The sequence below is a fragment of the Subtercola boreus genome (genome assembly GCF_003399645.1).
Taxonomy (GTDB): domain Bacteria; phylum Actinomycetota; class Actinomycetes; order Actinomycetales; family Microbacteriaceae; genus Subtercola; species Subtercola boreus_A.
In genome coordinates this window covers 138,006-162,504 of sequence record NZ_NBXD01000030.1, presented here as the reverse complement: position 1 = coordinate 162,504, position 24,499 = coordinate 138,006, and the positions used below count along the sequence as shown (strand labels likewise).

Annotated in this window: 23 protein-coding genes; 11 read left to right on the top strand and 12 right to left on the bottom strand. The window is 67.9% G+C overall.

Going from position 1 to position 24,499, the window contains the following annotated elements:
• The first annotated feature begins 1 nt into the window (after nt 1).
• From B7R24_RS15395 to B7R24_RS15380, 4 genes are all read left to right on the top strand, one after another.
• Complete coding sequence (locus B7R24_RS15395; RefSeq protein WP_116419841.1) at nt 2–661, top strand: nucleotide exchange factor GrpE; 660 nt, start codon at nt 2–4, stop codon at nt 659–661.
• A complete protein-coding gene (locus tag B7R24_RS15390) occupies nt 654–1,661 on the top strand; it encodes a DnaJ C-terminal domain-containing protein (protein WP_116419840.1) in 1,008 nt (335 codons plus the stop codon). Before B7R24_RS15395 ends, B7R24_RS15390 begins: the two co-directional genes overlap by 8 nt.
• An 84-nt stretch (nt 1,662–1,745) precedes the next feature.
• Complete coding sequence (locus B7R24_RS15385; RefSeq protein WP_116419839.1) at nt 1,746–2,162, top strand: heat shock protein transcriptional repressor HspR; 417 nt, start codon at nt 1,746–1,748, stop codon at nt 2,160–2,162.
• Between the two features lie 166 nt (nt 2,163–2,328).
• A complete protein-coding gene (locus tag B7R24_RS15380; protein WP_116419838.1) occupies nt 2,329–3,210 on the top strand; it encodes a hypothetical protein in 882 nt (293 codons plus the stop codon).
• A 115-nt stretch (nt 3,211–3,325) separates the two neighbouring features.
• On the opposite strand, the gene mptB is transcribed toward B7R24_RS15380, so the two are convergent.
• Nucleotides 3,326–4,876, bottom strand: a complete 1,551-nt coding sequence (gene mptB, locus B7R24_RS15375) for a polyprenol phosphomannose-dependent alpha 1,6 mannosyltransferase MptB (RefSeq protein WP_147304067.1) — start codon at nt 4,874–4,876, stop codon at nt 3,326–3,328.
• Between the two features lie 143 nt (nt 4,877–5,019).
• On the opposite strand from mptB, the gene B7R24_RS15370 reads away from it, so the two are divergent.
• Nucleotides 5,020–7,185 carry an ATP-dependent Clp protease ATP-binding subunit gene (locus B7R24_RS15370; protein WP_116419836.1) on the top strand — a complete coding sequence of 722 codons (2,166 nt, stop codon included), beginning with the start codon at nt 5,020–5,022 and terminating at the stop codon, nt 7,183–7,185.
• A 58-nt stretch (nt 7,186–7,243) separates the two neighbouring features.
• Here the strand turns inward: B7R24_RS15370 and acs are convergent, their stop codons facing one another.
• From acs to B7R24_RS15350, 4 genes are read right to left on the bottom strand one after another with little or no spacing between them, the layout of a single operon-like run.
• Entirely contained in the window at nt 7,244–9,313 is a 2,070-nt protein-coding gene (acs, locus tag B7R24_RS15365) for an acetate--CoA ligase (protein WP_116419835.1), read from the bottom strand.
• A 57-nt stretch (nt 9,314–9,370) separates the two neighbouring features.
• Nucleotides 9,371–10,546, bottom strand: a complete 1,176-nt coding sequence (locus B7R24_RS15360) for a Brp/Blh family beta-carotene 15,15'-dioxygenase (protein ID WP_172582865.1) — start codon at nt 10,544–10,546, stop codon at nt 9,371–9,373.
• Nucleotides 10,543–11,823: a lycopene cyclase family protein gene (locus B7R24_RS15355; protein ID WP_116419833.1), complete on the bottom strand. Its 1,281-nt coding sequence runs from the start codon at nt 11,821–11,823 to the stop codon at nt 10,543–10,545. The genes B7R24_RS15360 and B7R24_RS15355 overlap by 4 nt, the downstream gene beginning before the upstream one ends.
• Nucleotides 11,824–11,826: 3 nt before the next feature.
• Entirely contained in the window at nt 11,827–12,690 is an 864-nt protein-coding gene (locus B7R24_RS15350; protein ID WP_116419832.1) for a bacteriorhodopsin-like, read from the bottom strand.
• Between the two features lie 196 nt (nt 12,691–12,886).
• Here B7R24_RS15350 and B7R24_RS15345 point away from each other — a divergent pair, with 196 nt between their 5' ends.
• On the top strand, nt 12,887–13,330 hold the full coding sequence (locus B7R24_RS15345) for a MarR family winged helix-turn-helix transcriptional regulator (RefSeq protein ID WP_116419831.1): 444 nt from the start codon (nt 12,887–12,889) through the stop codon (nt 13,328–13,330).
• A gap of 12 nt (nt 13,331–13,342) precedes the next feature.
• Here B7R24_RS15345 and B7R24_RS15340 read toward each other — a convergent pair whose 3' ends face one another.
• Together B7R24_RS15340 and B7R24_RS15335 are read right to left on the bottom strand one after the other, a co-directional pair.
• The gene (locus tag B7R24_RS15340) at nt 13,343–13,930 is read right to left on the bottom strand and encodes a nitroreductase family protein (RefSeq protein WP_116419830.1); all 588 of its coding nucleotides are present in this window, start codon (nt 13,928–13,930) and stop codon (nt 13,343–13,345) included.
• A 98-nt stretch (nt 13,931–14,028) separates the two neighbouring features.
• Complete coding sequence (locus B7R24_RS15335) at nt 14,029–15,099, bottom strand: threonine aldolase family protein (RefSeq protein ID WP_116419829.1); 1,071 nt, start codon at nt 15,097–15,099, stop codon at nt 14,029–14,031.
• A gap of 105 nt (nt 15,100–15,204) precedes the next feature.
• Here B7R24_RS15335 and B7R24_RS17685 point away from each other — a divergent pair, with 105 nt between their 5' ends.
• Complete coding sequence (locus B7R24_RS17685) at nt 15,205–15,366, top strand: hypothetical protein (protein ID WP_172582864.1); 162 nt, start codon at nt 15,205–15,207, stop codon at nt 15,364–15,366.
• Between the two features lie 72 nt (nt 15,367–15,438).
• Here B7R24_RS17685 and B7R24_RS15330 read toward each other — a convergent pair whose 3' ends face one another.
• The 4 genes from B7R24_RS15330 to B7R24_RS15315 all read right to left on the bottom strand — a co-directional run bounded on the left by B7R24_RS15330 (nt 15,439) and on the right by B7R24_RS15315 (nt 18,444).
• Nucleotides 15,439–16,842 carry a DUF6421 family protein gene (locus B7R24_RS15330; protein WP_116419828.1) on the bottom strand — a complete coding sequence of 468 codons (1,404 nt, stop codon included), beginning with the start codon at nt 16,840–16,842 and terminating at the stop codon, nt 15,439–15,441.
• Between the two features lie 326 nt (nt 16,843–17,168).
• The gene (locus tag B7R24_RS15325; RefSeq protein ID WP_116419827.1) at nt 17,169–17,594 is read right to left on the bottom strand and encodes a hypothetical protein; all 426 of its coding nucleotides are present in this window, start codon (nt 17,592–17,594) and stop codon (nt 17,169–17,171) included.
• Entirely contained in the window at nt 17,591–17,992 is a 402-nt protein-coding gene (locus tag B7R24_RS15320; RefSeq protein ID WP_253259492.1) for a nuclear transport factor 2 family protein, read from the bottom strand. Before B7R24_RS15320 ends, B7R24_RS15325 begins: the two co-directional genes overlap by 4 nt.
• A gap of 5 nt (nt 17,993–17,997) precedes the next feature.
• Nucleotides 17,998–18,444 (bottom strand): YdeI/OmpD-associated family protein, encoded by a 447-nt coding sequence (locus tag B7R24_RS15315; RefSeq protein WP_116419826.1) that lies wholly within the window; start codon nt 18,442–18,444, stop codon nt 17,998–18,000.
• Between the two features lie 111 nt (nt 18,445–18,555).
• Between B7R24_RS15315 and B7R24_RS15310 the strand changes: the two genes are divergently transcribed.
• The 4 genes from B7R24_RS15310 to B7R24_RS15295 all read left to right on the top strand — a co-directional run bounded on the left by B7R24_RS15310 (nt 18,556) and on the right by B7R24_RS15295 (nt 23,609).
• The gene (locus B7R24_RS15310; RefSeq protein WP_172582863.1) at nt 18,556–20,826 is read left to right on the top strand and encodes an acyltransferase family protein; all 2,271 of its coding nucleotides are present in this window, start codon (nt 18,556–18,558) and stop codon (nt 20,824–20,826) included.
• 73 nt (nt 20,827–20,899) lie between these two features.
• On the top strand, nt 20,900–21,820 hold the full coding sequence (locus B7R24_RS15305) for an AEC family transporter (protein WP_116419824.1): 921 nt from the start codon (nt 20,900–20,902) through the stop codon (nt 21,818–21,820).
• A gap of 37 nt (nt 21,821–21,857) precedes the next feature.
• Entirely contained in the window at nt 21,858–22,400 is a 543-nt protein-coding gene (locus tag B7R24_RS15300) for a hypothetical protein (protein ID WP_147304066.1), read from the top strand.
• Between the two features lie 108 nt (nt 22,401–22,508).
• Nucleotides 22,509–23,609, top strand: a complete 1,101-nt coding sequence (locus B7R24_RS15295; protein ID WP_172582862.1) for a GNAT family N-acetyltransferase — start codon at nt 22,509–22,511, stop codon at nt 23,607–23,609.
• Between the two features lie 37 nt (nt 23,610–23,646).
• Here B7R24_RS15295 and B7R24_RS15290 read toward each other — a convergent pair whose 3' ends face one another.
• Complete coding sequence (locus B7R24_RS15290) at nt 23,647–24,486, bottom strand: exodeoxyribonuclease III (RefSeq protein ID WP_116419821.1); 840 nt, start codon at nt 24,484–24,486, stop codon at nt 23,647–23,649.
• Nucleotides 24,487–24,499: the final 13 nt, after the last annotated feature.

Genomic DNA, 24,499 nt, shown 5'->3' with positions numbered 1-24,499 from the left:
CATGGCCAGAGACAAGTCACGGGGCGAGAACACCCCCGGCGATGACGAGTCGGGCCAGCACATCCCCGCCGGGTCTGAGGCTTTCTCCTCAGACCCGGCAACGGGTGAGCCGGTCGAAGACGGTGCGTTCATCGAGGCCGAGGGCCCCGATGTCGAGACCTCGACCGAGGGCGGCTCCACCGAGGGCGGCCTGAGCGACGAAGACCTGAGCTTTCTCGACGCCGTCAGCTCGGGTGCAGCCGATGAGCTCGCTGCCGAACGGCTTGCCGATCTCCAGCGCATCACCGCCGAATACGCGAACTACCGCAAGCGCACCGAGGCGAACCGCGAGGTCGAGCGGGAGCGCACCGTGGGAGATGTCGTCAAGATCCTCCTTCCTGTGCTCGACGATCTCGACCGGGCTGAGAAGCACGGCGACCTCGCTGAGGGTCCCTTCGCCTCCATCGCGGGCAAGCTCCGCGTCGGAGTCGAGCGGCTCGGGCTGAAACCCTTCGGAGCGGTCGGAGAGCCCTTCGATCCGAAGGAGCACGAGGCGATCTTCCAGCAGCCGACACCGGGTGTGGAGGTCGAGACGATCGCCGACGTCGTCGAGACGGGGTACTACCTCGGCTCGACCCTGCTCCGTGCGGCCAAGGTCGTCGTAGCGGTGCCGAATGGCTAGCCAGGACTGGTTCGACAAAGACTTCTACTCGGTACTCGGTGTATCGAAAGACGTTTCTGCGGCCGACCTGAAGAAGCAGTATCGCAAGCTCGCGCGGCAGTACCACCCCGACTCCAATCCGGGTGACGCTGCCGCCGAGGCGAAGTTCAAGGAGATCAGCGAGGCCAACTCGGTTCTCGCTGACCCTGAACAGCGCAAGGAGTACGACCAGATCCGTGCGATGGGTTCCGGTGCTCGCTTCACGGCGGGCGGCCAGGGCCAGTCGGGCGGCTTCGAAGACGTCTTCGGCGGTATGTTCGGCGGCGCACGCGGTGGGGCGGGCGGCAGCGCCGGCTCCAACTACAGCTACCAGCAGGCCGGCTACGAAGACCTGCTGGGCGGCATGTTCGGCGGCCAGAGCCGCGGGTTCGGACAGCCGACCGGCGGGTACCGAGGTTTCGGTGGCCCGACCCGGGGCCGCGACGTCACGGCGCGCACCACCGTCGACTTCCTCACCGCCACCAAGGGCGACACGATCAAGTTGCAGACGGCCGACGGCGCGACCATCACGGTGAAGATCCCAGCGGGCGTCTCCGACGGCCAGAAGATCAAGCTGCGCGGCAAGGGTGAGCAGAGCCAGGATGGCGGCGAGGCCGGCGACATCGTTCTCACGGTGTCAGTGCGCAAGCACCCTGTGTTCGAACGGGACGGCCTGAACCTCCGGGTCACCGTGCCCGTGACGTTCGTCGAGGCGACGCTCGGTGCGACCATCGAGGTTCCCACCCTCGGCGGCGACCCCGTGAAGCTGCGCGTCGGCCCGGGCACGCCCAGCGGTCGTGTGCTGCGGGTCAAGGGCCGCGGCGTCGACACCCCGAAGGGTGTGGGCGACCTGCTCGCCGTCGTTCAGGTGGCGGTGCCGTCGCACCTCACCGACGAGGCGCGCGAGGCCCTGGTGGCCTTCCACGCCCTCGAGCCGAACGAGAACCCGCGGGCAGAACTGCTCGCGAAAGCGCAGGAGTAGTGCCCGCGTGCGCTGCGAGGGCCGCCCGGCAACGGGGGCCGCGCAGCGCACGTCGGGCATTTCGATGACGACCGGAGGCCGGTGATGGATGCACCCGTAGACGAGAACGCACCGATCTTCGCGATCGCCGTCGCGGCCGAGCTCGCCGAGATGCACCCGCAGACCCTCCGTCAGTACGACCGGCTCGCGCTGGTGGTGCCGCGGCGCACCGCAGGCAAATCCCGTCGGTACTCCCTGCGCGATGTGATGCAGCTGCGCGAGATCGCGCGACTCGGTGCAGAGGGCATCACCCTCGAGGGGATCCGCCGCATCCTGGAGCTCGAGAACGTCAACCAGCAACTCGCGAAGCGGGTGCGCGAACTCGAGACGGCGCTCGCCGACGAGCTGCTCAACCGGCCGGGCCGCCGCGTGTTCGCGGCCGGGGCCGAGGGCGAGATCGTCTCGCTCAAGAACGGTACCCGCACCCAGCGCCGCACCGAAGTGGTGGTCTGGCGCCCCTAGCCCCATCCCCTAGCCCCCGAGCCGCCCAGGCCCCCTTCGCCTGTTTTGCGCAAAAGCACCCACGACGTTCCGTGTGGGTGCTTTTGCGCAAAACCCGAGGGGGAAGGGGAGCGGGGGGCGGGCGCGCGGGTGAGGGGGCGTGCGTGACCTTTGCGAGAATGGGGGCATGACGAACACCCCCGCACTCGGCCTGCTGCTCGACATCGACGGACCGATCGCGTCGCCCGTTTCGCGGTCGATCGCCATTCCGAGCATCCTGAGCGACCTGCTGACCCTGGTGGCCGGCGGTGTTCCGATCGCCTTCATCACGGGTCGCTCCGCAGATTTCGTGCTCGAAGAGGTCGTGGCGCCGCTTCGCGCGGCCGGGCTCGACTCCGCCCTGCAAGACGGGGGGCGGATGTTCGTGGTCTGCGAGAAGGGTGCGGTGTGGTTCGCGCTCGGCGCCGATGGCCCGGGTGAGATCGAGGTCGATCGGACCGTGGCGCTGCCCGGGGAGTTCCGCGACCACATCCGATCGATGGTCGGAAAGCGCTACGCCGATTCGATGTTCTTCGATGAGGGCAAGCTCGCCATGGTGTCGGTCGAGCAGCTCACGACGCTGACGATGGCCGAGTACCAGCCCCTGCAGCTCGAGTACAACGACGTGGCGTTCGATGCTCTCGTCGAGCGGGGGCTCGGGGTTCGCTATGGCGACAGGGAGGTGCCCGATGCGGCCGGTGAGGTTCCGTTCCGCATCGACCCGACGATCATCTCCTCCGACGTCGAATCGGTTCTGCTCGACAAGGATCGCGGCGCCGAGCGCGCCCTCGCCCACTTCGAGAGCCAGGGTGGCCTGCCCGACCTGTGGCGGTCGGTCGGAGACTCGCGCAGCGACTACAAGATGGCCGACTATCTCTATGCAGCCGGGTACGACGTGGCGCACGTCGATGTGCGACCGGCCGACGGGGTGCTCGAGAAGCCCTATCCGGTGGTGATCGAGGGCGACCTCATCCACGACGAGGCCGGTGCCGCGTTCCTGTCGTACTGGGTGAAGAAGCTCGGGCTGTAGCCGACGGCGACGGCACCGACACGAAAGCGGTCATCCTCGCCGCATGCTGCGGAGGATGCCCAGATTTGCGTCGATTGTCCGAGCTCGTGCCCGTGCCGCGTGCGCGTGCCCGAGCTCAGGCCGGGGTGCGGTGCTTCGCGACAGCGCCCGCGGCCGCCCGCTGCAGCTTCGCCAGGGTGCGGCGCTCGCGGTACTCGCGCACCCGCTGCCCGATGAGCCGCACCGAGAGCTCCTCGTGGATGCAGTACGCCACGATCAGCGCCACCCCGCCGCCCGTGATGAACACGGTGCGGATCACGTAGCCCAGGATGTCGCCCTGCACCGAGTCGGAGATGTCCATGCCCTCGGCGATACTCACGCACGCGAAGAAGATCGACGCCGAGACGGCCAGATGCGTGGCGAGGCCCTCACGGATGCCCACGATCGCGAAGAGGATGATGCACCACGCCGCATACCAGGGGTGGATGACCGGCGACAGGATGACCGTGGCTGTGAACCCCAGCGCGAGGCGCATCACCGGGTCGATGTTGCGCTTCGTGAGCATCACCCAGGCGACGACGACCACCATCGCCCCGACCGCCACGTATTTCACGATGTTCGCCGGCAGCTCGCCGTCGAGCCCGAACGCACCGAACGCCCCGCCCATCGCAATGGCCAGGATGTTGACCGGTGCGTACCAGTGCGAGACCGACCCGGGCGTCGCGAGGGTGAGAACCCAGCCGAAGCCGATGTTGAGCGCGAAGCCGAGCACCCCCAGCACGGCCGCCGAGACGACGACGGTGATCACCCAGTACTTCACGGTGCTTCGCATGGTGCGGTTCTGGCCCGCCCAGATGATGCCGACGATGGGCAGCGCGATGACCGCGATGGGTTTCACGCCGATCGATGCGGTCACCAGCAGCACGGCGATGATCGGGTGCTTCTGCAGCGCGTAGTAGACGCCCGCGACGAGGAAGGCGAGCATCAGTGCGTCGTTGTGGCCGGCCACGACGAAGTTGAACAGAACGACGGGGCTGGCCAGAACGAGCCACAGCACCTTCGAGGGGTCGACGGAACGCAGCACGGCGATGCGGTAGGCGTAGAACGCCATCACCGCGACACTGACGATTGCCACCAGGCGGAACAGGCCGACGGCGATGATGGGGGAGTCGCCCGAGGCCATCACGGTGAGCTGCTCGAGCCACAGGTAGATGGGGCCGTACGGGGTCTTCGCGTTCGCCCACATCGGGTCGACCCCGATATTGAACCAGCCCTGGATGGCGGAGATGCCGTCGAGGTAGGGGTTGAAGCCGCCCGCCATGAGCCGGCCCTGGCCGACGTAGGCGAAGAGGTCACGCGAATACAGCGGTACGGCGACGGCGAGGGGCACTGCCCAGACGATGGAGGCGACGATGACCCGCCGCAGGGCATCCGCGGGCTTCTGTCGGAGCGATGAGCCGAGCTTCAGCCAGGCGATGACGAGCAGGAGGCCGGCGCCGATCACCACGAAGGTGGAGATGTGCACGAGCAGGTCATTGCTGCGGATGGCCTGGATGGGCTCCCAGTTGCGCACGTTCGAACCGGGCCCGAGCCAGCCGACGGCGAGAGAACCGAGCACGATGAAGAACGAGCCCACCAACCCCATCAGAAGGGGGGACCCGAGTTCGCGCCTCAGAATATTTCTCACTGTCAATACTGTATGTCGAAGCACCGGTTCGCGCTGGGATCGGCAGGGAACTGGTGGCGTGGGCGCGCATTCCCCGCTAAACTTGAGTTAGGTGGGCTCAAGTTTACGAGCCTCCGTCAGTACGATGAAAGGGACACACTCCGATGCAGCCGCAGAGCGGTCAGCAGAACGTCGAGGAGCAGAGCGCCCTCGAGAAGTATGGCGTCAATCTGACGAAGATCGCCGCCAGCGGCAAGCTCGACCCGGTGATTGGGCGAGACGCCGAGATCAGGCGCGTCAGCCAGGTGCTGACCCGCCGCACCAAGAACAATCCCGTGCTCATCGGCGAGCCCGGTGTCGGCAAGACGGCTGTCGTCGAGGGGCTCGCGCAGCGCATCGTCGCGGGCGACGTCGCCGATTCGCTGAAGGGCAAGCAGCTCGTCTCACTCGATCTCGCCGCTCTCGTCGCCGGTGCGAAGTACCGCGGCGAGTTCGAAGAGCGGCTGAAGGCCGTGCTCAAGGAGATCAACGACGCCGACGGCCAGATCATCACGTTCGTCGACGAACTGCACACCCTGATGGGCGCGGGCGGCGGCGAGGGATCTGTCGCGGCCTCGAACATGCTGAAACCGATGCTCGCCCGCGGCGAACTGCGCCTGATCGGCGCAACCACGCTCAACGAATATCGCGAGTACGTCGAGAAAGACGCGGCGCTCGAGCGCCGGTTCCAGCAGGTGTTCGTGGGCGAGCCGACCGTCGAAGACACCATCGCGATCCTGCGCGGTCTCAAAGAGCGGTACGAAGCACACCACAAGGTGTCGATCGCGGATGCGGCCCTCGTGGCCGCGGCATCCCTCTCGAACCGCTACATCTCGGGCCGCCAGCTGCCCGACAAGGCGATCGACCTCATCGACGAGGCGGCGTCGCGGCTGCGTATGGAGATCGACTCGGCTCCCGTCGAGATCGATGAGCTGCGCCGCAGTGTCGACCGGCTGAAGCTCGAAGAGCTCGCCCTCAACAAGGAGAAGGACGACGCGAGCCGTCAGCGTCTCGAGAAGCTGCGGGCCGACCTGGCCGGCCGCTCAGAGGAGCTCGCTGTACTGCAGGAGCGCTGGGACCACGAACGCGCCATCCTGAACCGGGTCGGCGAGCTCAAGACGCAGCTCGACGCCGCCCGCATGTCGAGTGAGAAGGCGCAGCGTGAGGGCAACCTCGAGCGCGCCTCCAAGTTGCTCTACGGGGAGATCCCGGTCATCGAGCGGAAGCTGCGCGAGGCCGAGAGTGCCGAGCAGAACCCCGACGAGCGCATGGTGAGCGACCAGGTGACCGAGGCCGAGATCGCCTCCGTCATCGCGGCATGGACAGGTATTCCCGTCGACAGGCTCACCCAGGGCGAGACCCAGAAGCTGCTGAACCTCGAGGCGGAGCTCGGCAAGCGGCTGATCGGCCAGCGGCCCGCCGTTCGTGCCGTCGCCGACGCGGTGCGCCGCACGCGGGCCGGCATCTCCGACCCGAACCGGCCGACCGGCTCGTTCCTCTTTCTCGGGCCGACGGGTGTGGGCAAGACCGAGCTCGCGAAGGCGCTCGCCGAGTTCCTGTTCGACGACGAGCGCGCCATGATCCGCATCGACATGAGCGAGTACGGCGAGAAGCACTCGGTCGCCCGGCTGCTCGGTGCCCCTCCCGGGTACATCGGGTACGAGCAGGGCGGGCAGCTGACCGAAGCTGTGCGGCGCCGGCCGTACTCCGTGGTGCTGATGGACGAGATCGAGAAGGCCCACCCCGAGGTGTTCGACGTGCTGCTGCAGGTGCTCGACGACGGCCGGCTGACCGACGGACAGGGCCGCACGGTCGACTTCAGGAACACCATCCTGATTCTGACGTCGAACCTCGGGTCGCAGTACCTCGTCGATCCGTCGCTCGGCGATGGGGCACGGGAGTCCGCCGTGCTGCAGGTCGTGCGCCAGGCGTTCAAGCCCGAGTTCATCAACCGGCTCGACGACATCCTGGTGTTCACGGCGCTCACGCACGACGACCTGGCGCAGATCGTGTCTCTCTACGTCGACCGGCTCGCCCGGCGGGTGTCGGAGCGCAACCTCTCGCTGGCGGTGACTCCGGATGCCCGTTCCTGGCTGGCAGAGCAGGGGTACGACCCGTCGTACGGGGCCCGGCCGCTTCGCCGGCTGATGCAGAAGGAGATCGACGACCGACTCTCGATGGCGCTGCTTTCGGGCACCATCCGCGACGGCGACACCGTCTACGTCGGTCTCGCCGACGACGGCCTCGGCCTCACGGTCGGCCCGGTGGTGCTGGTTCCCGACGAGGTCTGACCCGCCGCACCCTGGCGGGGAGGACGCCGACTGCTCCGGATCCCGGTCAGACGGGCACTCAGCGTCCTCTCGCCCCCAGGATGGCCGCTATTCGGGAGGGCACGGATTCGTCCTGCAGCGAGGTGGTGTCGCCGAGGGTTCGGCCGTCGACGAGGTCACCGAGCAGGCGCCGCATGATCTTGCCCGAGCGGGTCTTGGGCAGATCCGGAACCACGATGAGGTCACGCGGCTTCGCGATGGGGCCGATCTCGCGGCTGACGTGGGCCCGCAGCAGGGCGCTGAGCTCCGACTCGAGGGAGGCCCAGAACGCGGGGTCCCCAGCATCCTGAACGGCCACATCGCGCGACGGGATCACGAACGCAGCGATCGCCTCGCCCGTCACCGGGTCGGTCACACCCACGACGCCGGCCTCGCCGACCGACGGATGCGACACCAGGGCCGACTCGATCTCGATCGTCGAGAGACGGTGGCCCGAGACGTTGATGACGTCGTCGACCCGTCCGAGCAGCCAGATGTACCCGTCTGCGTCGTACTTCGCCCCGTCGCCCGCGAAGAAGTAGCCCTGGGCGGCGTACTTCTTCCAGTACGAGTCGCGAAACCGCTGCGGGTCGCCCCAGACGCCACGCGCCATCGCGGGCCAGGTGCCGTCGATCACGAGGTACCCGCCCGACCCGTTCGGCACCTGCACGCCCTGTTCGTCGACGATGCGCACGGTGATGCCGGGTAGCGCGAACGTCGCCGAGCCGGGTTTCAGCACCGTGACGCCGGGCAGGGGGGCGATGACGGCCGCCCCCGTCTCGGACTGCCACCAGGTGTCGACGATCGGCGCCCGCCCTCCGCCGACGTTCTGGTGGAACCACACCCACGCCTCGGGGTTGATGGCCTCGCCGACCGTGCCCAGCAGGCGCAGGGTCGACAGGTCGAACCGGGGCGGGAGACCATCCGGAAACCACGTCATGAACGTGCGGATGAGTGTCGGCGCCGTGTAGTACGTGGTGACGCCGTAGCGTTCGATGATCTCGAAGTGCCTGCCGGTGTGCGGGGTGTTCGGCGTGCCCTCGTAGATGACGCTCGTCGCGCCGTTCGAGAACGGGCCATAGAGAACGTAAGTGTGTGCGGTGACCCAGGCGAGGTCGGCGGTGCACCAGTAGACGTCTGTGGGTTTGGCGTCGAAGGCGGCCCAGTGGCTCCAGCTCGCCTGGGTGAGGTAGCCGGCGCTGGTGTGCACGACGCCCTTCGGTCGCCCGGTGGTTCCGCTTGTGTAGATGATGAAGAGCGGATGCTCGGAGTCGAAGTTCTGCGCCGCGTGGGTGTCGGGAGCCGCGGCGATCGCGTCGTGGAACCACACGTCACGGCCCTGCTGCCACGGGATGTCGGGAGTGAGGTCGCCCGTGCGGCGCACGACGAGCACGTGCTCGATGGTGGCGCTGGCGCTGACCGCCTCGTCGGCGTTCGCCTTGACCGCGACGGCGGCACCCCGCCGGAACTGCCCGTCGCTCGTGACCAGCAGCTTCGCACCGGTGTCTTCGACGCGGAACTTCAGCGCCTCGGCCGAGAAGCCGCCGAACACGAGCGAGTGGATCGCGCCGATGTGGGCGATGGCGAGCGTGATGACGATGGTCTCGGGAATGACCGGAAGGTACACGACCACGCGGTCGCCCGCCACGATGCCGAGAGCTTCGAGGGCGTTCGCGGCCCGCGCCACGCGGCGCTGCAGGTCGGCGTAGGTGATTGTCTCGCGGTCGCCGGGTTCTCCCTCGAAATGGATGGCGACAGTGTCGCCCTGCCCGGCATCGACGTGCCGGTCGACGCAGTTCACGGCGACGTTCAGCCGGCCACCCACGAACCACTCGGCCGCGGGGATGCTCAGCAGCGGTTGCCCGTCGGCGCCCGGCTCGGCGCCCGGCCCGGCGAGCGGCCCGTCGAGCGGAAGGGCCGGCTCCCACGTGTGCGCGGTGTGCCAGCGCTCGGCCCAGTCGAGGCGCCCGGCCTGGCGCTCCCAGAAGGCCACGGGGTCGGCCGCCGCGCGGTCGTACTCGCCGGCGTCCACGTTGGCCGCTTCGGCGAAGCCCGCAGGCGGTGGATAGACGCGGTTCTCGCTCAGGAGGTTCTCGATGGTCAAAGGCACCGTCTCACGCTACCCGCCGCCGCGCGGCCGCTCGTGCAGCGGCGTCACGGGTCGTCATCAAGCGCGATCGCGCAGGGCGATCATCCCGCTCGCGGCGACCTTCGCGCCCCGCTCCTGCACCCTGTCCATCAGCGCAACGATCACCACGTGTGGGAGGGTCAGGGCGGAGATGAGCACGAGATACAGCCCGAGCAGCGACGTCGGGTCGGCTTCCGGGTGGGGAACAAGGGCGTACAGCGCGACCAGAAGCGCGAGGGCGATGAGGGTGACGGGGGCCGCCTGGCGGGTGAACCGGGCAAAGGCCACGGGGAACCGCCCCTCCGCCAGCGGCGCCCGCAGGGCCTCATCGAGCAGGCAGAGGCGCACCACGTGGCGAAGGGAGTGCCACAGGCAGAAGTACAGGCCCACCGCGAGCACGGGCGGCACGGTGCTGAAGAACACCGCGAGAACGAGCGTCTCGATGCTCTCCCACCGCCACGCCCGAAGACCCGCGATGTGCAGCCGAGACCCAGCCGCTTCACCGTCCACCCGAGCCACCTGCAGGCGGGTCAGGATGATCGTGCCGAGCACTCCCGCACCCAGCACGACAGCGATGGCGACCCGGCCGGATTCTGACGTGAGAGCGGCCACGGTGACCACGGTCCAGCTCGACGTCGCCGACTCGGGAGTCGCTCCGGCGGGAGCGAAGAGGTTCGCCGCGCTCGCCGCCGTCGCCAGGTACGTCTGCGGAAAGGCCACCAGCGGCACCAGCATCGGCAGGGCGCCCCGCAGAACGAGGGTTGCGGCATCTGCCGCCCGCTGGAGTGTGAGGAGCCGCGGAGAGCCGGGGTCGGGCTCGGCACCCTGCCTCCAGCGGGTGACGACGAACAGGTCACCCTGGCCCCAGTGGAACCAGGTCAGCCCGATGAAGAACACGAAGGCGAGGCCAGGGGCCGCCCACCAGAGCCCGAGCACAACCGCACCGAGAACCCCGTAGAGCACGACGACCGGCGCGATCGTACGCCAGGTCGCGGGTCGACCCGCGAGCCGGGCCGGTACGAGGTGGTCCAACGCGCCATGGGGAAGGCCCAGAACGATCAGGCCCACGGCGAACGGCAGGAGCTGGACGAGTTCGGGGATCTGCACGCCCAGGCCGCTGACGATCGAGAGACAGGCGAACAGCACGCCGACCGGGAGGAAGAGCTGACGTCGCGCCAGCTGCCATACGGCGAGGTCGCCACCCGGCGTTCTCACCGGGCCACGTTCCCGAGCCTCCCGACGAGCACCTTCAGAGCCGCGGCCAAGAACCAGATCTTCGGCAGGGCGATGATCAGCCGCGCGATGTCGCGCCAATCGCTCTGGTCGGAGAGAAAACGTACCAGTGCGTTCGGGTCGACGGCGTCGAACATGCGATGGAAAACCCGGGGTGCTCGCTCGGGATGGTCTCGGAGGAACCGCAGGAAGATGGAGTCCAGGAGCGAGCACGGGTCGCTCTCGCCGCCCCGCTCCGATCCGTTCACCAACCGCGCCGCCGCGGCCCGGCAGCTGCGTTGGATTCGGAGGAAGGTGTACCCCGTACTCGGCCGGGTCGCCCCGCCGAGAGTCCCGAGCAGGGTGACCCGGGGGGAGGGGCGGTTGTCGAAGGCACTGTCGGTCATCGGGATGCACCCCCGCTCGCGGGAGAGCACTCGGTACTGGTGAGCCTCGAGCCCGAACGACCGAGCGAGATACAGCTCGATACCGGCCACATACGCCGCCTCACTCAGCCCTGTTTCGGTGAGGAAGACGTTCTCGACGAGGGCTTCGGTCGCGCTGACCGGAACGACGTACATGAACCGCAGTCCGCATGACTGGTCGACCGTGAAGTCCATCAGCAGGCACGAGTCCTCATCGAACACCGGATGATCGGCCACGATGTGCAGGCCGACGAACGCCTGGGGCAAGGAGGTCCCCGAGGTCTTCGACCGCGCTCTGTCGACCCCGCTCATGCCGAGCCCGCGGGCGTCGATGACCTGCCTGGCTCGGAGCGAGTGTCGGGCGGTTGTGACGATGACCTCGTCTTCGGTGTCGACGTAGGCTTCAGCCGGTTCGCCGAACAGGAGCCTCACGGTGCCGGCTGTGACCAGACGATCGAGGGCGTACAGGTAGAAATCGTTCGCCGCGATGCTCACATAGGCGGTTCGACCGGCGGAGGGGGATGAGACTGCGCGGGAGCCAGCGCTTCGCACTTCCCACGAGTTCCAGCGACCCCGTGCGAGATGTGTGAACGGCGTCGGTTCCACATCCCAGAAGCACCACGTGCGGTCATCCCGGTAGTCGACACGTGAGTCGACGATCAGGATCGAGCCGGAAGCGCCCGCGTCGAGGAGCGCGATGGCGGCGGAGAGCCCGGCGCAGCCTCCCCCGAGAATGACGTAGTCGTGCAGACCGATTGCGCCGTTCGCGGTGGATCCGGCGGGCAGGAGCAGCTCCGGGGGAACCTCGACGACAGCCCCTCGTGGCAGATGGGCTGTCGTCGAGGAGAGTGTCACGGGTCAGCGCACCTTCGGAGCGGACGTGCGCGCGCTGTCGTGTCCAGTGGCGCGCAGCTCGTCGGGAACCTCGTCGCGAGACGTTTCGATCGCCGCGAATTCGTGGTCGTCATCGTACGACTTGATGCGGGCGACGTGGAAGATGATCAGCGCATAGACCGCCTTGGCGACGATGTCAGCGACCGAGTAGCCGACCTGCTTGGCCACCCAGGCGTCGGAGCCGGCGATGTTCAGCAGGGGCAGCAGGTACGCGATCGGGTAGACGCCCCAGCTGAGCAGCAGCAGGAAACGAAGACGCCCCAGCGTTCCACGCACTCCGGCCGGCTGGTTCACGAGGGACTTGCTCAGCTGCGTGAACAGCACGAACAGAATGTAGGCGAACGGAATGGTCGACAGGATGCCGAACAGTCCGCGGAGGCCGTTGTCCCCGCTGATCTCGCCGGGGTATCCGAGAGCGATCATGAGCGCCGCGGCGGGAACGAGACGGATGAGGAGCTTGGACTGGATCTTGCGCGTCAGGGCGAGCACGGCGATGAGCTCGACCAGCAGGAGCGGAACGGTCAGCAGCCAGTCGACGTACCGGTACCCCTCATTGAAACCCTCGCCCATGGCCTGGGTGTAGGTGCCGGTTCCCCCGACCGAGTCGGTGACGAACGCGCCCTTGAACGAGTCGAAGATGCGGAAGTAGTGATAGGCGGCAATACCGCAGACGATGATCGCCACGGTGATCGCCTGCCTGTACCGGGGAAGGATGCGCGGCAACGAGATAAGAAGGAACACCGCCGTGAACAGCTGCGATGCGATCACGAGTGACAGAAAGTTGTAGACGGTTTCGAACTGCCCGTTCGACAGGGTGTCGGGAATCACAGGAATCCTCCAGAGAGAGTCGCGTCGCCGGTTGGTTACCGGAGCTTCGACTGTAATTCAGACGCTAAATCTTTTACAAACTAAAATATATGGCTACCCCTGTGGAGGTTGGTCGAGTATCATTTGGCGCGGTGCGCAGACACCGTCGTGGGGCCATTGACAGACACAGGGTGCAGGAGCACCGGCCGGAGGGTGCATGAACGACGGGGATGCGCGATACGAACTGATGGGCTTTCCCGGTGCCGTGATCCCCTTCATTCGGGCCATGGAGGCCAGTAGGCTGCGGGCGGCTGCCGACCACGGCCTGTCGAGCATCGAATTCCGGGCTCTCTTCGCGGTGGCAGAGACCCGGGAGATCACTCCGAAGCAGCTGGCGAGCGACCTCGGCGTGACGAACGGAGCGATCACCGGGCTCTCGGACCGCCTCATCGCCGCCGGTCTGCTCCAGCGAGAGGCTCATCCCGGAGACCGGCGCAGTCTGTACCTGACGCTCTCCGGCCGGGGGCACGAGACCATGCGGGACATGCACGCAGGCCTGAATGAGATGTTGAGCGTCGCGGTCGAGGGCATCGACCCCGGCGAACTCGAAACGCTCAGCGCAGCGCTTCGCCAGGTCACGGAGTCGATAAGCGCGCGCTGACGCGGCGACGACCTACGAGACGACGATCTCGCTGAGCGGCTTGCGCTCGCGCGGCGCGACCTCGCGGGCGCGGGTCTTCTCGTCGGGCAGGTTCTCGGCCGGCGCCAGCACACCGAGAGCGGTCACGGTCAACGGCTCCCAGCGCTCGCCGAGGTCGAACGCCTCACGGAGCCCCTCGACCTCGATGCCGCCCATCTGGTGAACGTGCAGGCCGTCGGCGTGCGCCTGCACCGTCAGGCTGGCGACCGCCTGGCCGAGGTCGTACATGCCCCAGCGGCGGGCCTTGCCGGTCTCGTCGACCACCTCGGCCACGTTCACGATCAGCACGCTGGCATTCGGCGTCCACGCCTGGTTGAAGACCATCAGGTTCTTGTTGATGAGGTCGAACACCGGGGTTCCGCGGCGGCCGACGATGAACTTCCACGGTTGGGTGTTCGAGGCCGACGCCGACCAGCGTGCGGCTTCGAGTGCACTCGTGAGCACGGTCTCGCTGACCTCGGCGGTCTTGTCGAACGAGCGCGGGCTCCAACGCCCGGCAAGCACCTCGAGAATCGGTGCGCTCGTTTCGGCGGTGCGGGTCGTGGTGTCGGTGAAGGTCATGGCGTTGCTCCTGTCAGTGGGGGTGTCATTAGGGCGCCATTGTCCTTCGCGGTACTCAACCATCCTAGGCGCCCCGGTATTCCATGCGAACGTATGGTTCACGCAGCGTCGGCGAGGAGGGTGGCGAGGGCGGCCACGAAGGCGTCGACATCGGCCTCGGTGGTGTCGAACGCGCACATCCACCGCACTTCGCCCGTGGCGTTGTCCCAGTCGTAGAAGCGGAACACCTCGCGGAGGCGATCGGCAACCCCGGGAGGGAGGATGGCGAACACCGCGTTGGCCTGGGCGGGCCGCGTGAGGGTGACCCCGGGCATCCGTTCGACCGCCGCCTGCAGCCGCGCGGCCATCGCATTCGCGTGCGTGGCCGATTCGAGCCAGAGCCCCGAGTCGAGCAGTGCGACGAGCTGGGCGCTGACGAAACGCATCTTGCTCGCCAGTTGCATGTTCATCTTGCGGAGGTAGGTCAGGCCCACGGATGCTGCGGGGTTGAGTACGACGACGCACTCGCCGTACAGCAGGCCGTTCTTGGTTCCACCGTACGAGAGCATGTCGACACCGGCGTCGGTCGTGAAGTCGCGGAGCGGAACCCCGAGGGCGGCCGCCGCGTTCGAAAGGCGCGCACCGTCCATGTGCAACGTCATACCGCGTGCGTGCACGTGCTCGGCGATGGCCCTGACGTCGTCGACGGTGTAGAGCGTGCCGAGTTCGGTGGTCTGGGTGATGGAGACGGCGAGCGGCTGGGCGCGGTGCTCGTCACCCCAGCCCCAGGCCTCGCGGTCGATGAGCTCGGGCGTGAGCTTGCCGTCGGGCGTCTCGACGGTGAGCAGCTTGAGCCCCGCGATGCGTTCAGGGGCGGCGTTCTCGTCGGTGTTGATGTGCGCGGTCTGGGCGCACACGACGGCTCCCCAGCGCGGCAGCATCGACTGCAGGCTGAGCACGTTCGCACCGGTGCCGTTGAAGACGGGGAACGCCTCGGCTGCCTCACCGAAGTGCTGCTTCATCACCTGCTGCAGGCGCGCGGTGTAGACGTCTTCGCCGTAGGCGATCTGGTGGCCCTCGTTCGCCGCGGCGATCGCCTCGACGATGAGCGGATGCACGCCCGCATAGTTGTCGGAGGCGAAGCCGCGCAGGGCGGGATCGTGCAGGCGCAGGGCGGGGTCGAAGTTCATCACGTCTCCAGTTTCGCGCACGGCGGGTGCGCGGGGGTTCACGGGTAGGGCATAGTTCGTAGGTGTGGGGGTGCCGGGCGCCTTTTCGTCAATGCGGGAGGCAGTGTGCGCAATCTGAAGTCGGGCGTGTTCTTCATCGGCTCGCTGGTGGTGCTCGCCGCGATCGCCCTGGTCATCTACCTGGCCGTGTCGCAGGTCATCCCGGGGGCGCCGGCCGGCCCTGAGAGCCCGCCCCGCGACATCCCTGCGCAGCCGCTCTCGCCCTAGGCGCCCGGCGGGGATGCGGCCGGCGGGGATGCGGCCGGCGGGGATGCGGCCACCCACACCCCCACCGGTTCGTCAGCCGAGCACGGTCTGGCCGGTGATGCCCTTCGTCGACTCGATCACGCCGTTCATCTTCTTCTCCAGGGCCTCGTAGAACATCGACAGCGGGAACTCGTCGGGGAGCACCTGGTCGGTGAGGCCTCTCGGCGGCCCATCGAGCGGCAGAGCATCCGGACCCTTCGCCCACACCGACGCGGGGTTCGGGGTGAGCGTCGACGAGACCAGCGCGTAGGCAGCGAGCCAGTGCGCCGTCTTGGGCCGGTCGATCGAGCGCCAGTAGAGGTCGTCGATCGACTCGCCGAGGGCGATGACAGCGCCGGCGACGTGCTCCCAGTCGATGCTGAGGCGCGTGTCGGTCCAGTGCAGCACGCGCTGCTGGTGCAGCCATGCGAACAGCAGCTGGCCGCCGAGCCCGTCGTAGTTGCGCACGCGGGTTCCGGTGATGGCGAAACGGAAGATGCGGTCGAAGAGGATCGCGTACTGCACGCGTTTCGCCGTCTCGACCGTGTGCGGGGAGTACAGCGCCTCGCGCTCGATGCGCACGGCCTCGCGGAATGCTGTCAGGTCGCACCGCAGTTCTTCGAGCGAATAGAGAAAGAACGGCATGCGCTGTTTGATCATGAACGGATCGAACGGCAGATCGCCGCGCATGTGGGTGCGGTCGTGAATCAGGTCCCACATCACGAAGGTCTCTTCGGCGAGGTGCTGGTCGGCCAGCAGAACCCGTGCGTCAGCGGGGAGCTCGAGCCGGGTCGTCTCGGCCGCTGCGGTGACGACGAGCCGGAAGCGGGCGGCCTCGCGGTCGGCGAAGATCGCGCCCCAGGTGAAGCTCGGTACCGTTCGCATCGCGATGGTCTCGGGAAAGAGCACCGCCGAGTTCGTGTCGTACCCGGGCGTGAAGTCGAGAAAGCGAATCGGCACGAACAGCGCGTTCGAGTAGTCGGTCTCCTCGAGCCGGGCCACGAACTCGGGCCAGATCACCTCGACGGCGACGGCCTCGAACAGCCGGTCGGCGCTGCCGTTCTGGGTGTACATCGGAAACACGACGACGTGCTGCAGGCCGTCGACCCGGTGCTGCTGGGGCTGGAAGGCCGTCAGCGAGTCGAGAAAGTCGGGCACGGCGAAGTCACCGGCGGCCCAGCGCTCGAAGTCGGCGGCGCTCGCGTGGAGGTAGCCGGCGTCGTGCTCGAAGAACGTGGCGAGCATGCGCAGTTCGGTCGTCACCTGCGAGACGAGAGCGGCCAGGTCGTCGCGGCTGGCGAGCGGATCGGCCGATCCGTCCTTCAGCTGGTGGCCCTGCAGGCAGACGATCGCGTTCTTCAGGGTGAGCCAGTGCGGCTGGGCGGCGGCGGGAAGGCCCGCTGCGGGGGTCTCGGCGGCGGTGCGGGAGTCTTCGACGACCTCCGGCTCGCCGATGATGGCGTCACGGGCCGAGACGCTTTCGAGCGCGGGCTTGGACAGGAGAACCTCCGTTCGCGTGGGACCTGCTGGGGTGGGGCTGGGGCGTGGCTCGCCCCCGCTTGCCGACGAGCATAAGAGGATTCACGCCGTGCTTTCCGCAGGCCCGGGCGACTATCGAGCGCCTTTCGGGCCCCGCGCGGCGGTTCGTTGCGTCAGCGACGCCCGCCCGGCGCCGCGGGTGGCCGCAATTCAGGTCAGTCACGCGGGCGGGTCTGCAGGGTGCTCGGCGCAGCGTATCGCCTGAATTTCTGCGTGCTGCGTGCTGCGTGCTGCCTGCTGTGAGCTCAGCGGGTCAGGCCGAACAGCAGGTTCACGCGCAGGCCGCTCCGCGTCTTCACGATCTCGGCCGGGATGCGCGTCGACCGCCCCAGCTCCTCCAGCCGCGAGAGCGTGTCGAGCGCCACGGCCTCGAGCCCACGCGGCATGTACCCCACGATCGGCGTCATGCGCGAGTCGACGAAGAAGCGCACGGCGACAGGCGCATCCGTTCGCTCTTCTTCGGCGGTTCGCCGGCCGATGAACACCACCAGTTCGCCCGGGCCTTTCGCCAGAACGTCGCCGATGGCCTCCTGGTGCGGATCGCTCCCTGCCAGCTGAACGGTCACCCGCCCGTTCTTGGGCCGCATGTCGTAGCTGAAGTCGTTGAGTTTGCCCGATCCGCTGTCTTTCTTCGCGAAGACCGGCACGCCGGTCGCGTCGACCCCGGTCATTTCGGTGCCTCGTTCGGGTGTTCCATCCACCATTCGGTGAAGTCGGTGGCCCGATCATCCGGAGCCAGCCTGATCAGCCACAGGTTGCTGTAGGTGGGTCCGCCGGCGTAGACGGTCGTCGCCTGCACGAGGGCGAGATCGTCGGGCACGTACGAGTCGGGGGCCCGCAGGACGTTCCAGGTGAAGGAGGTCGAGCCGGCGGCATCCTCGGCGCCGAGCCAGCCCGCGACGATCTCGTCGTGGCCGTGCCAGGGGGTCGAGTAGGGCTCGGTGCGGTAATCGGCGTCGGGGGTGAAGAGGGCGCGGATGTCGGCAGGCTCGTTCGACTCCCAGGCGGTGCGGTAGCGGGCGAGCCAGCCGGTGATTCCGGATGCCCGGGGTTCGGTTGTGTCAGACACCGGGCCTACAGCTTTCCAGACGAAAGGGTCTCGATGGCTTTGTCGAGGCGTCGCTGCCTGGTCTCGGGGGTCTTGGCCTCGTCGAGCGGCAGGGTGAAGCCGCGCTTGTTGGAGTAGGAGAGCGACTCGAAGAAGGTTCGGGCGGCGGGTGCGGAGTCGAGGGCGGCGCCGAAGTCGTCGGGAACGGTGACCTCGCGCGGCTGGTCGTCGAGCACGATGTCGACGTCAAACTCTTCGCCGGGAGCAATTCCGGCGCCCTTCCTGACCTCAGCGCTGACCGGAAGCATGATCTGGCCGCGGTAGGGCGTGATGGTGCTGCGGTAGGTGTAGCCGTTGATGGTCACGGCGACGGCGTGGCGCTTGGCCGGCCCGAGAGCGTTGTACACCTCGGTGGGGACGACGATGCCGGTTGCGGTCTTGCCGCTCAGAAGGAGCGTCGTACGGAATGCCATAAGAGGAGTATGCAACCTCCGCTCCTCCACAGCCACGATGCGCTGCAAAGTTCTGCACCGGTCGTGGCGCCGGAGGTTCCGTGCAGAACGCGCAAAGTAGCATGGGGCCATATGAAATCGACGAGCACCAGCAGCACCATCCCCGCGAGCGCTGCCCGAGCGACCGGTGTCTCGGCGCACTTCCTGCCGCACATCCAGGGTCTTCGGGCCATCGCCGTGCTGCTCGTCGTCATCTATCACTTCTGGCCCGGCCGGCTCACGGGCGGGTACATCGGCGTCGACGTGTTCTTCGTCATCTCCGGGTTCCTCATTACCCAGCAGCTGTCGCGGGAGCTCGAGCGAACCGACCGCATCAGGCTGCCCACGTTCTGGGCGAAACGGGTGCGGCGCCTGCTGCCGGCGGCGCTTCTGGTGCTGCTCTTCAGTGCGGTGGCGACCCTCGCGGTGATGCCGCTGAGCGCGCTTGCCGAGAACGTCAGGGAGATCCTGGCGAGCACGTTCTACGTCGAGAACTGGGCGCTCGCAGCGAACTCGGTCGACTACCTCGCGGCGTCGAACGATGCGTCGCTGGTGCAGCACTACTGGTCGCTGTCGCTCGAGGAGCAGTTCTACCTCGTCTGGCCCATCCTTCTGCTGGGGGCGTCGGCGTTCGGCGTCCGGCGGTTCGCGCGGCGCCGTTCTCGGGGTTCGGTCGGTGCGGCTGGGGCGGCGGGCGCGGGCACGTCGCAGGGGCTGGCAGCGGGCATCGCCGCGGGCGGCCACGCCGTCGGGCGCGATCGGTGGAACGCGATGATCACCCTCGTGGCGCTCGCCACCGTCGCCTCGTTCGTGCTCTCGGTGGTGTTCACCCAGAACGACCCCGCCTCTGCCTACTTCGTCACCTTCACCCGCGTCTGGGAGTTCGGCATCGGGGCCCTGCTGGCGCTGCTGCCGCGCCTCCGGCCGGCCCGCGTCTGGCAGAGCAACCTGCTCGGCTACGCAGGCGTTATCGCCGTCATCGGTGCGGCCTTCGTCTACGACCGCAACACGCCCTTCCCGGGCTGGGCCGCCCTGCTCCCCGTGCTCGGCACCGCCGCCATCATCGCCTCCCACCGGGCGGAGCGCCGGCTCGATGCCGCGAGCGTGCTCGGCAGTCGGGTGCCGCGTTTCATCGGAGACATCTCCTACTCGCTCTACCTCTGGCACTGGCCGCTGATCGTCATCGCACCCTACGTTCCGGGCTGGGGCCTGTCGATCTACAACCGCATCGCCCTGCTGGCGATCTGCTTCGTCCTCGCCTGGCTGACGAAGAGGTTCGTCGAAGACCCCACCCGTCGCTGGAGCTTCTGGACCCTGCGTAAGCCCCGCTTCACCTTCGGCTTCATGATCGCGGCGATGGCCGTGGCGAGCCTTGTCATCGGTGGCGTCTCGGCCGTGCAGCAGCCGAAGTACGAGGCGGCCGCCAGCGAGCTCGTGAGTACGGTGGCGAATCCGCCGGAGTGCTTCGGTGCCGCCGCCGGGCCGTCTCCCGTCATCACCGGCGCCCTGCAGCAGGTCATCTTCGGCGTGCAATCCGGTCAGGCCGCGGTCACCACGCCCGGGTGCACCAACCCGGCACTGGCCGACACGATCATCCCGTCGCCCGGCTTCGGCAACGCCGACCGGCCGACGCACCCCGAGTGCCTGGTCACGCTCAACGATTCCAACCTCTTCGCGTGCCACTTCGGCTCGACCGACCCGGCCGCGAAGCGCATCGCCCTGGTCGGCGACAGCCACGCCTACGCGCTGCTCGGCCCGTTCATGAAGCTCGCCGACGAGAACGGCTGGGCGCTCACGACCTACATCAAGGGCGGCTGCGCCTGGAACACCGAGGCCATGACCGGCGCCGACGCCTTCTCGATCTCCTGCAACACTTGGCGCTCGAATCTCACGGCCGAGCTGCAGGATGCCCGGCCCTACGACGCCGTCTTCACTGCGTCGCTCGCCGACGAGACCGCGCCGGGCACCTCGGTCGAGGGCCGGGCGCTCGCCACCGGGTTCGCCGCAGCGTGGAAGCAGGTCACCGCGACCGGCACTCCCGTCATCACGATGGTCGACAACCCGTCGTGGTCCGACGACCCGAACAAATGCCTGCGCACCTCCGACCCGGCGGACTGCACGAAACCCCGCGCCGACGGCCTCGTCGCCGACGAGCCGGTCGCCCTCGCTGCGGCCGCTTCCGCCGCCGACGGCCAGAACGTGACGCTGCTCGACTTCACCGACACGTTCTGCACGGCCGACGACTGCCTGGCCGTGATCGGTGGGGCGAACGTCTACCGCGACCAGGACCACCTGACCAACACATTCGCGATGACGCTGGCGCCGTACTTCAAGACCGCGCTCGACGCGGCCCTGAACCGCTGAACGCGCTCCGCCGGCGCGCCTGCCGGGGCGCAGGCGCCCCCGCGAACCGCGCAGCTCTCGCCGGCGGCCGCGCATGAGTGGCGTGCTGGTCGGCTTCGCGATCATCGGGTTCATCATCCTCGTCGGCTATGTGGTGCAGCGGGCGAAGATCCTGCCCGCCGATGCCCCGACCTCGCTGAACCGGTTCGTGTTCTTCGTCGCGAGCCCCGCCCTGCTGTTCACGGTCATCGCCCGGGCCGACCTCAGCGTGATCTTCTCGTCGTTCCTCGTGGTCACGATCATCTGCGTCGCCGTCTCCGCCGGGCTCTACCTGATCGTCTCGAAGGTCTTCTTTCGCCGCCCCCTCGCCGAGACCGTGATCGGTGCCGCCGGCGCCTCCTACGTCAACGCGAACAACATCGGCCTGCCCGTGGCGGTCTACGTTCTGGGTAGCGCGCAGTTCGTCGCTCCGCTGCTCATGTTCCAGTTGATCATCCTGGCCCCGATCACCCTCACGCTGCTCGACGTCTCGACGCGGGGCAGTGTCTCGATGAAGACCATCCTCATGCAGCCGGTGCGCAACCCGATCATCCTGGGGTCGCTCGCCGGTTTTTTCATCGCGCTGAGCGGGTGGCACCTACCGGATGCCCTGCTCGAGCCGTTCGTTCTGATCGGGGGCGCGGCGGTACCGGTCGTGCTCATCACCTTCGGAATGTCGCTGTCGGGCCAGCGCCCGCTCGCCGCCGGATCCGACCGCCGCGAGATCGTGGTCGCGACAGTGCTGAAGAGCGTCGTGATGCCGCTGGTGGCATACATTCTCGGGCGGGCATTCCAGCTCGACGGCATCCACCTCTTCGGCGTCGTCGTGCTCGCGGCACTGCCCACAGCTCAGAACATCTTCAACTACGCCCATCGCTACGAGGTCGGCGTGGCGCTCGCTCGCGACATCGTGCTGCTCACGACGATCAGCTCCATCCCCGTACTGCTCGTCATCGCCGCACTCCTCGCGCCCTGATCCCGAGACACACCCCGCAGCGCGTTACATTGGGCGGGTGACCGATACCCCGCACAGTCCTCGCCTGCCCCGCTGGCTGCGGAGCTCCGGCGAGTTGTCGCTGCCGAGCATCCGGAGCCGCGTCGCGGCCTATCTTTACGGCAACATTCTGGTGCTTGCGGCGGTCGTCGCCGTCTCAGACGACGCAATCCTGCACGGCGAAGCCGTGGTCGTCGTGGCAGCGACGACCGTCACGACCTTCCTCGCGCACGTCGTCTCGCACGGCATCGGCCAGCAGATCGGTCGCTCAGACGCCGAGGTGAAACTGCATCTCAGCACAGAGCTGCGGGATGCCCTGCCGATCCTCAGCTCGGGTGTGCTGCCGGTGATCGTGCTGGTGCTCGGCGCTCTCGGAGTGTTGCCGCCATTCCTCGCCCAGCTCGTGGCGGGCGGAATACTCGTCGTGCGGATCGCCCTGACGGGCATCGAGGTCGAGCGCCTCTCCGACAACCGCTCACCGGCCGGAGTGCTCTGGGCGGGGTTCGCTCTCGCGGCGGTCAGTATCGTGATCGTCACCCTCAAGGTGGTCTTCACCCACTGAACCCATGGCGTCAGACCGAAGACCGCGCCCGCCCCGCGAGGCATAGCCGGTCCGCGGGTGCCCGGCTACGCTTGAGAGACCGCTTTCGACCTCGACGGGGGGTGCATCGTGACCGGATTCTCGATCGAACGGCTGGAGATACCGCCGACGCTCGACGGCCCGGGCGGCGCGGACTTCCGCGAGGGCGTCGCTGTTCGAAACGCCAGCGAGGTGCGCGCCTACGGCACGGCGGAAGTCGAATACTCAGCAGAGGAGCTCTTTCCGAACTGGCACGACGAACACGCGCCCAAGGTGCTCTGGGTGGCGCGGGTCGACGGGCGGATCGTGGGCCGGGCGATCCATGAGACTCAGCTCCGGACAGCGGCCGAGGTCGGTTGGCTCGATGTCGACGTGCATCCCCTCTTCGAGCAGCGCGGCATCGGTCGGGCCCTCGCCGAGACGGTGGAGCAGCACGCCCGCGGCCTCGGCGAGTCGCGGCTGTTGACCTACGTGGTCTCGTCGACGCACAGCGCGGATAACACCGACACTGACGCCCTCCCCGAGCGCCGCCTCGTTCCGCCGACCGGCTACGGATCGGTGCCGTCAGACAACCGTGAGGTGCGCTTTCTCCTCGCGCGCGGCTACCGGCTCGAGCAGGTCGAGCGAGCGAGCCGCCTGGCCCTGCCCGCCGACCCTCTGGGCGATGGGGGCCTTCGCCAGGATGCCCGGGCCGCCGCTTCGGCCGAGTACGACGTTCATCTCTGGCGGGGTGCGACGCTCGAGCGCTGGCTCGGCGACGTCGCGCTGATGCTCACCCGCATGTCGACGGATGCTCCCACGGCCGGTCTCGACGAGCCCGAAGACGTGTGGACGGTCGAACGGTTGGCCGACCACGAGCGCCGGGAGAACGACGGACCGCGCGTCACCTTCACCGCCGCCGTCGAGCACCGCGCGACCGGACGGCTCGTGGCCTTCAATCAACTCGCCGTGCCACTCGACACCTCGAGGCCCGTCGGTCAGCAGGACACGCTCGTGCTCCGCGAGCACCGCGGACACCGTCCCGGCACCCTGGTGAAGCTCGCGAACCTCGACCATCTGCAGAGCGAAGCCCCCGGTCATCCGTCGATTCTGACCTGGAACGCCGAGGAGAACCGCTTCATGCTGCGGGTGAACGAAGCGATGGGCTTCGTGCCGATCGGCTACGAGGGCGCCTGGCGCCTCGACCTCTGACGCCCTCGGTGGGCGTCCCGCACCAGCTGTCTGCGCCTCAGCCGAAGATCATCGGCCGGTCGTCGTCTTCGCCCGGCCCCAGGTCGAGGTCGACCACCACGGGAACATGGTCGCTCGGTGCCACACCTTTTCGTTCGCTGCGGTCGATCCGGGCATCCTGAACCAGCGACGCGAACTCCTTCGACCCCATGATGAAGTCGATGCGCATGCCTTCGTTCCGCGGAAAGCGCAGCTGTTTGTAGTCCCAGTAGGTGTAGCCGGTCGGCACGAGCGGGCGCACCACATCGGTGAGTCCCAGGTCTTCGAACTCGGCGAACGCGGCACGCTCGGGGGCCGACACGTGGGTCGAGTTCTCGAAGACCGCGAGGTCCCACACATCGCTGTCGAGGGGCGCGATGTTCCAGTCGCCCATGAGCGCGAGGGGGGTCGACGGATGCTCGGCCAGCCACGCCCGGGTGTCAGCCGCCAGCTGCTTCAGCCAGGCCAGCTTGTAGTCGTAGTGCGGATTCTCCAGATCCCTGCCGTTCGGAACGTACAGGCTCCAGAGCCGCACTCCGTCGACGGTCACGCCCAGGGCGCGGGCCTCGGTCGGGAGCGCGCCCTCGGCATCGGGTTTGCCGAAGCCGGGCACTCCCTCGAAGCCGACCGCGACGTCCTCCAACGGCAGTCGGCTCGCGAACGCGACACCGTTCCACTGGTTCAACCCGTGCAGGGTGACGTCGTAGCCGGCGGCCGTGAAGGGCTCGAACGGAAACTGCAACTCCTTGCACTTGATCTCCTGCATGGCCAGAACGTCGATGTCTTCGCGCACCAGCCACTCGGTGACGCGGCCGACGCGGGCCCTGATCGAGTTCACATTCCAGGTCGCAACACGCATGCGCCCCAGTCTA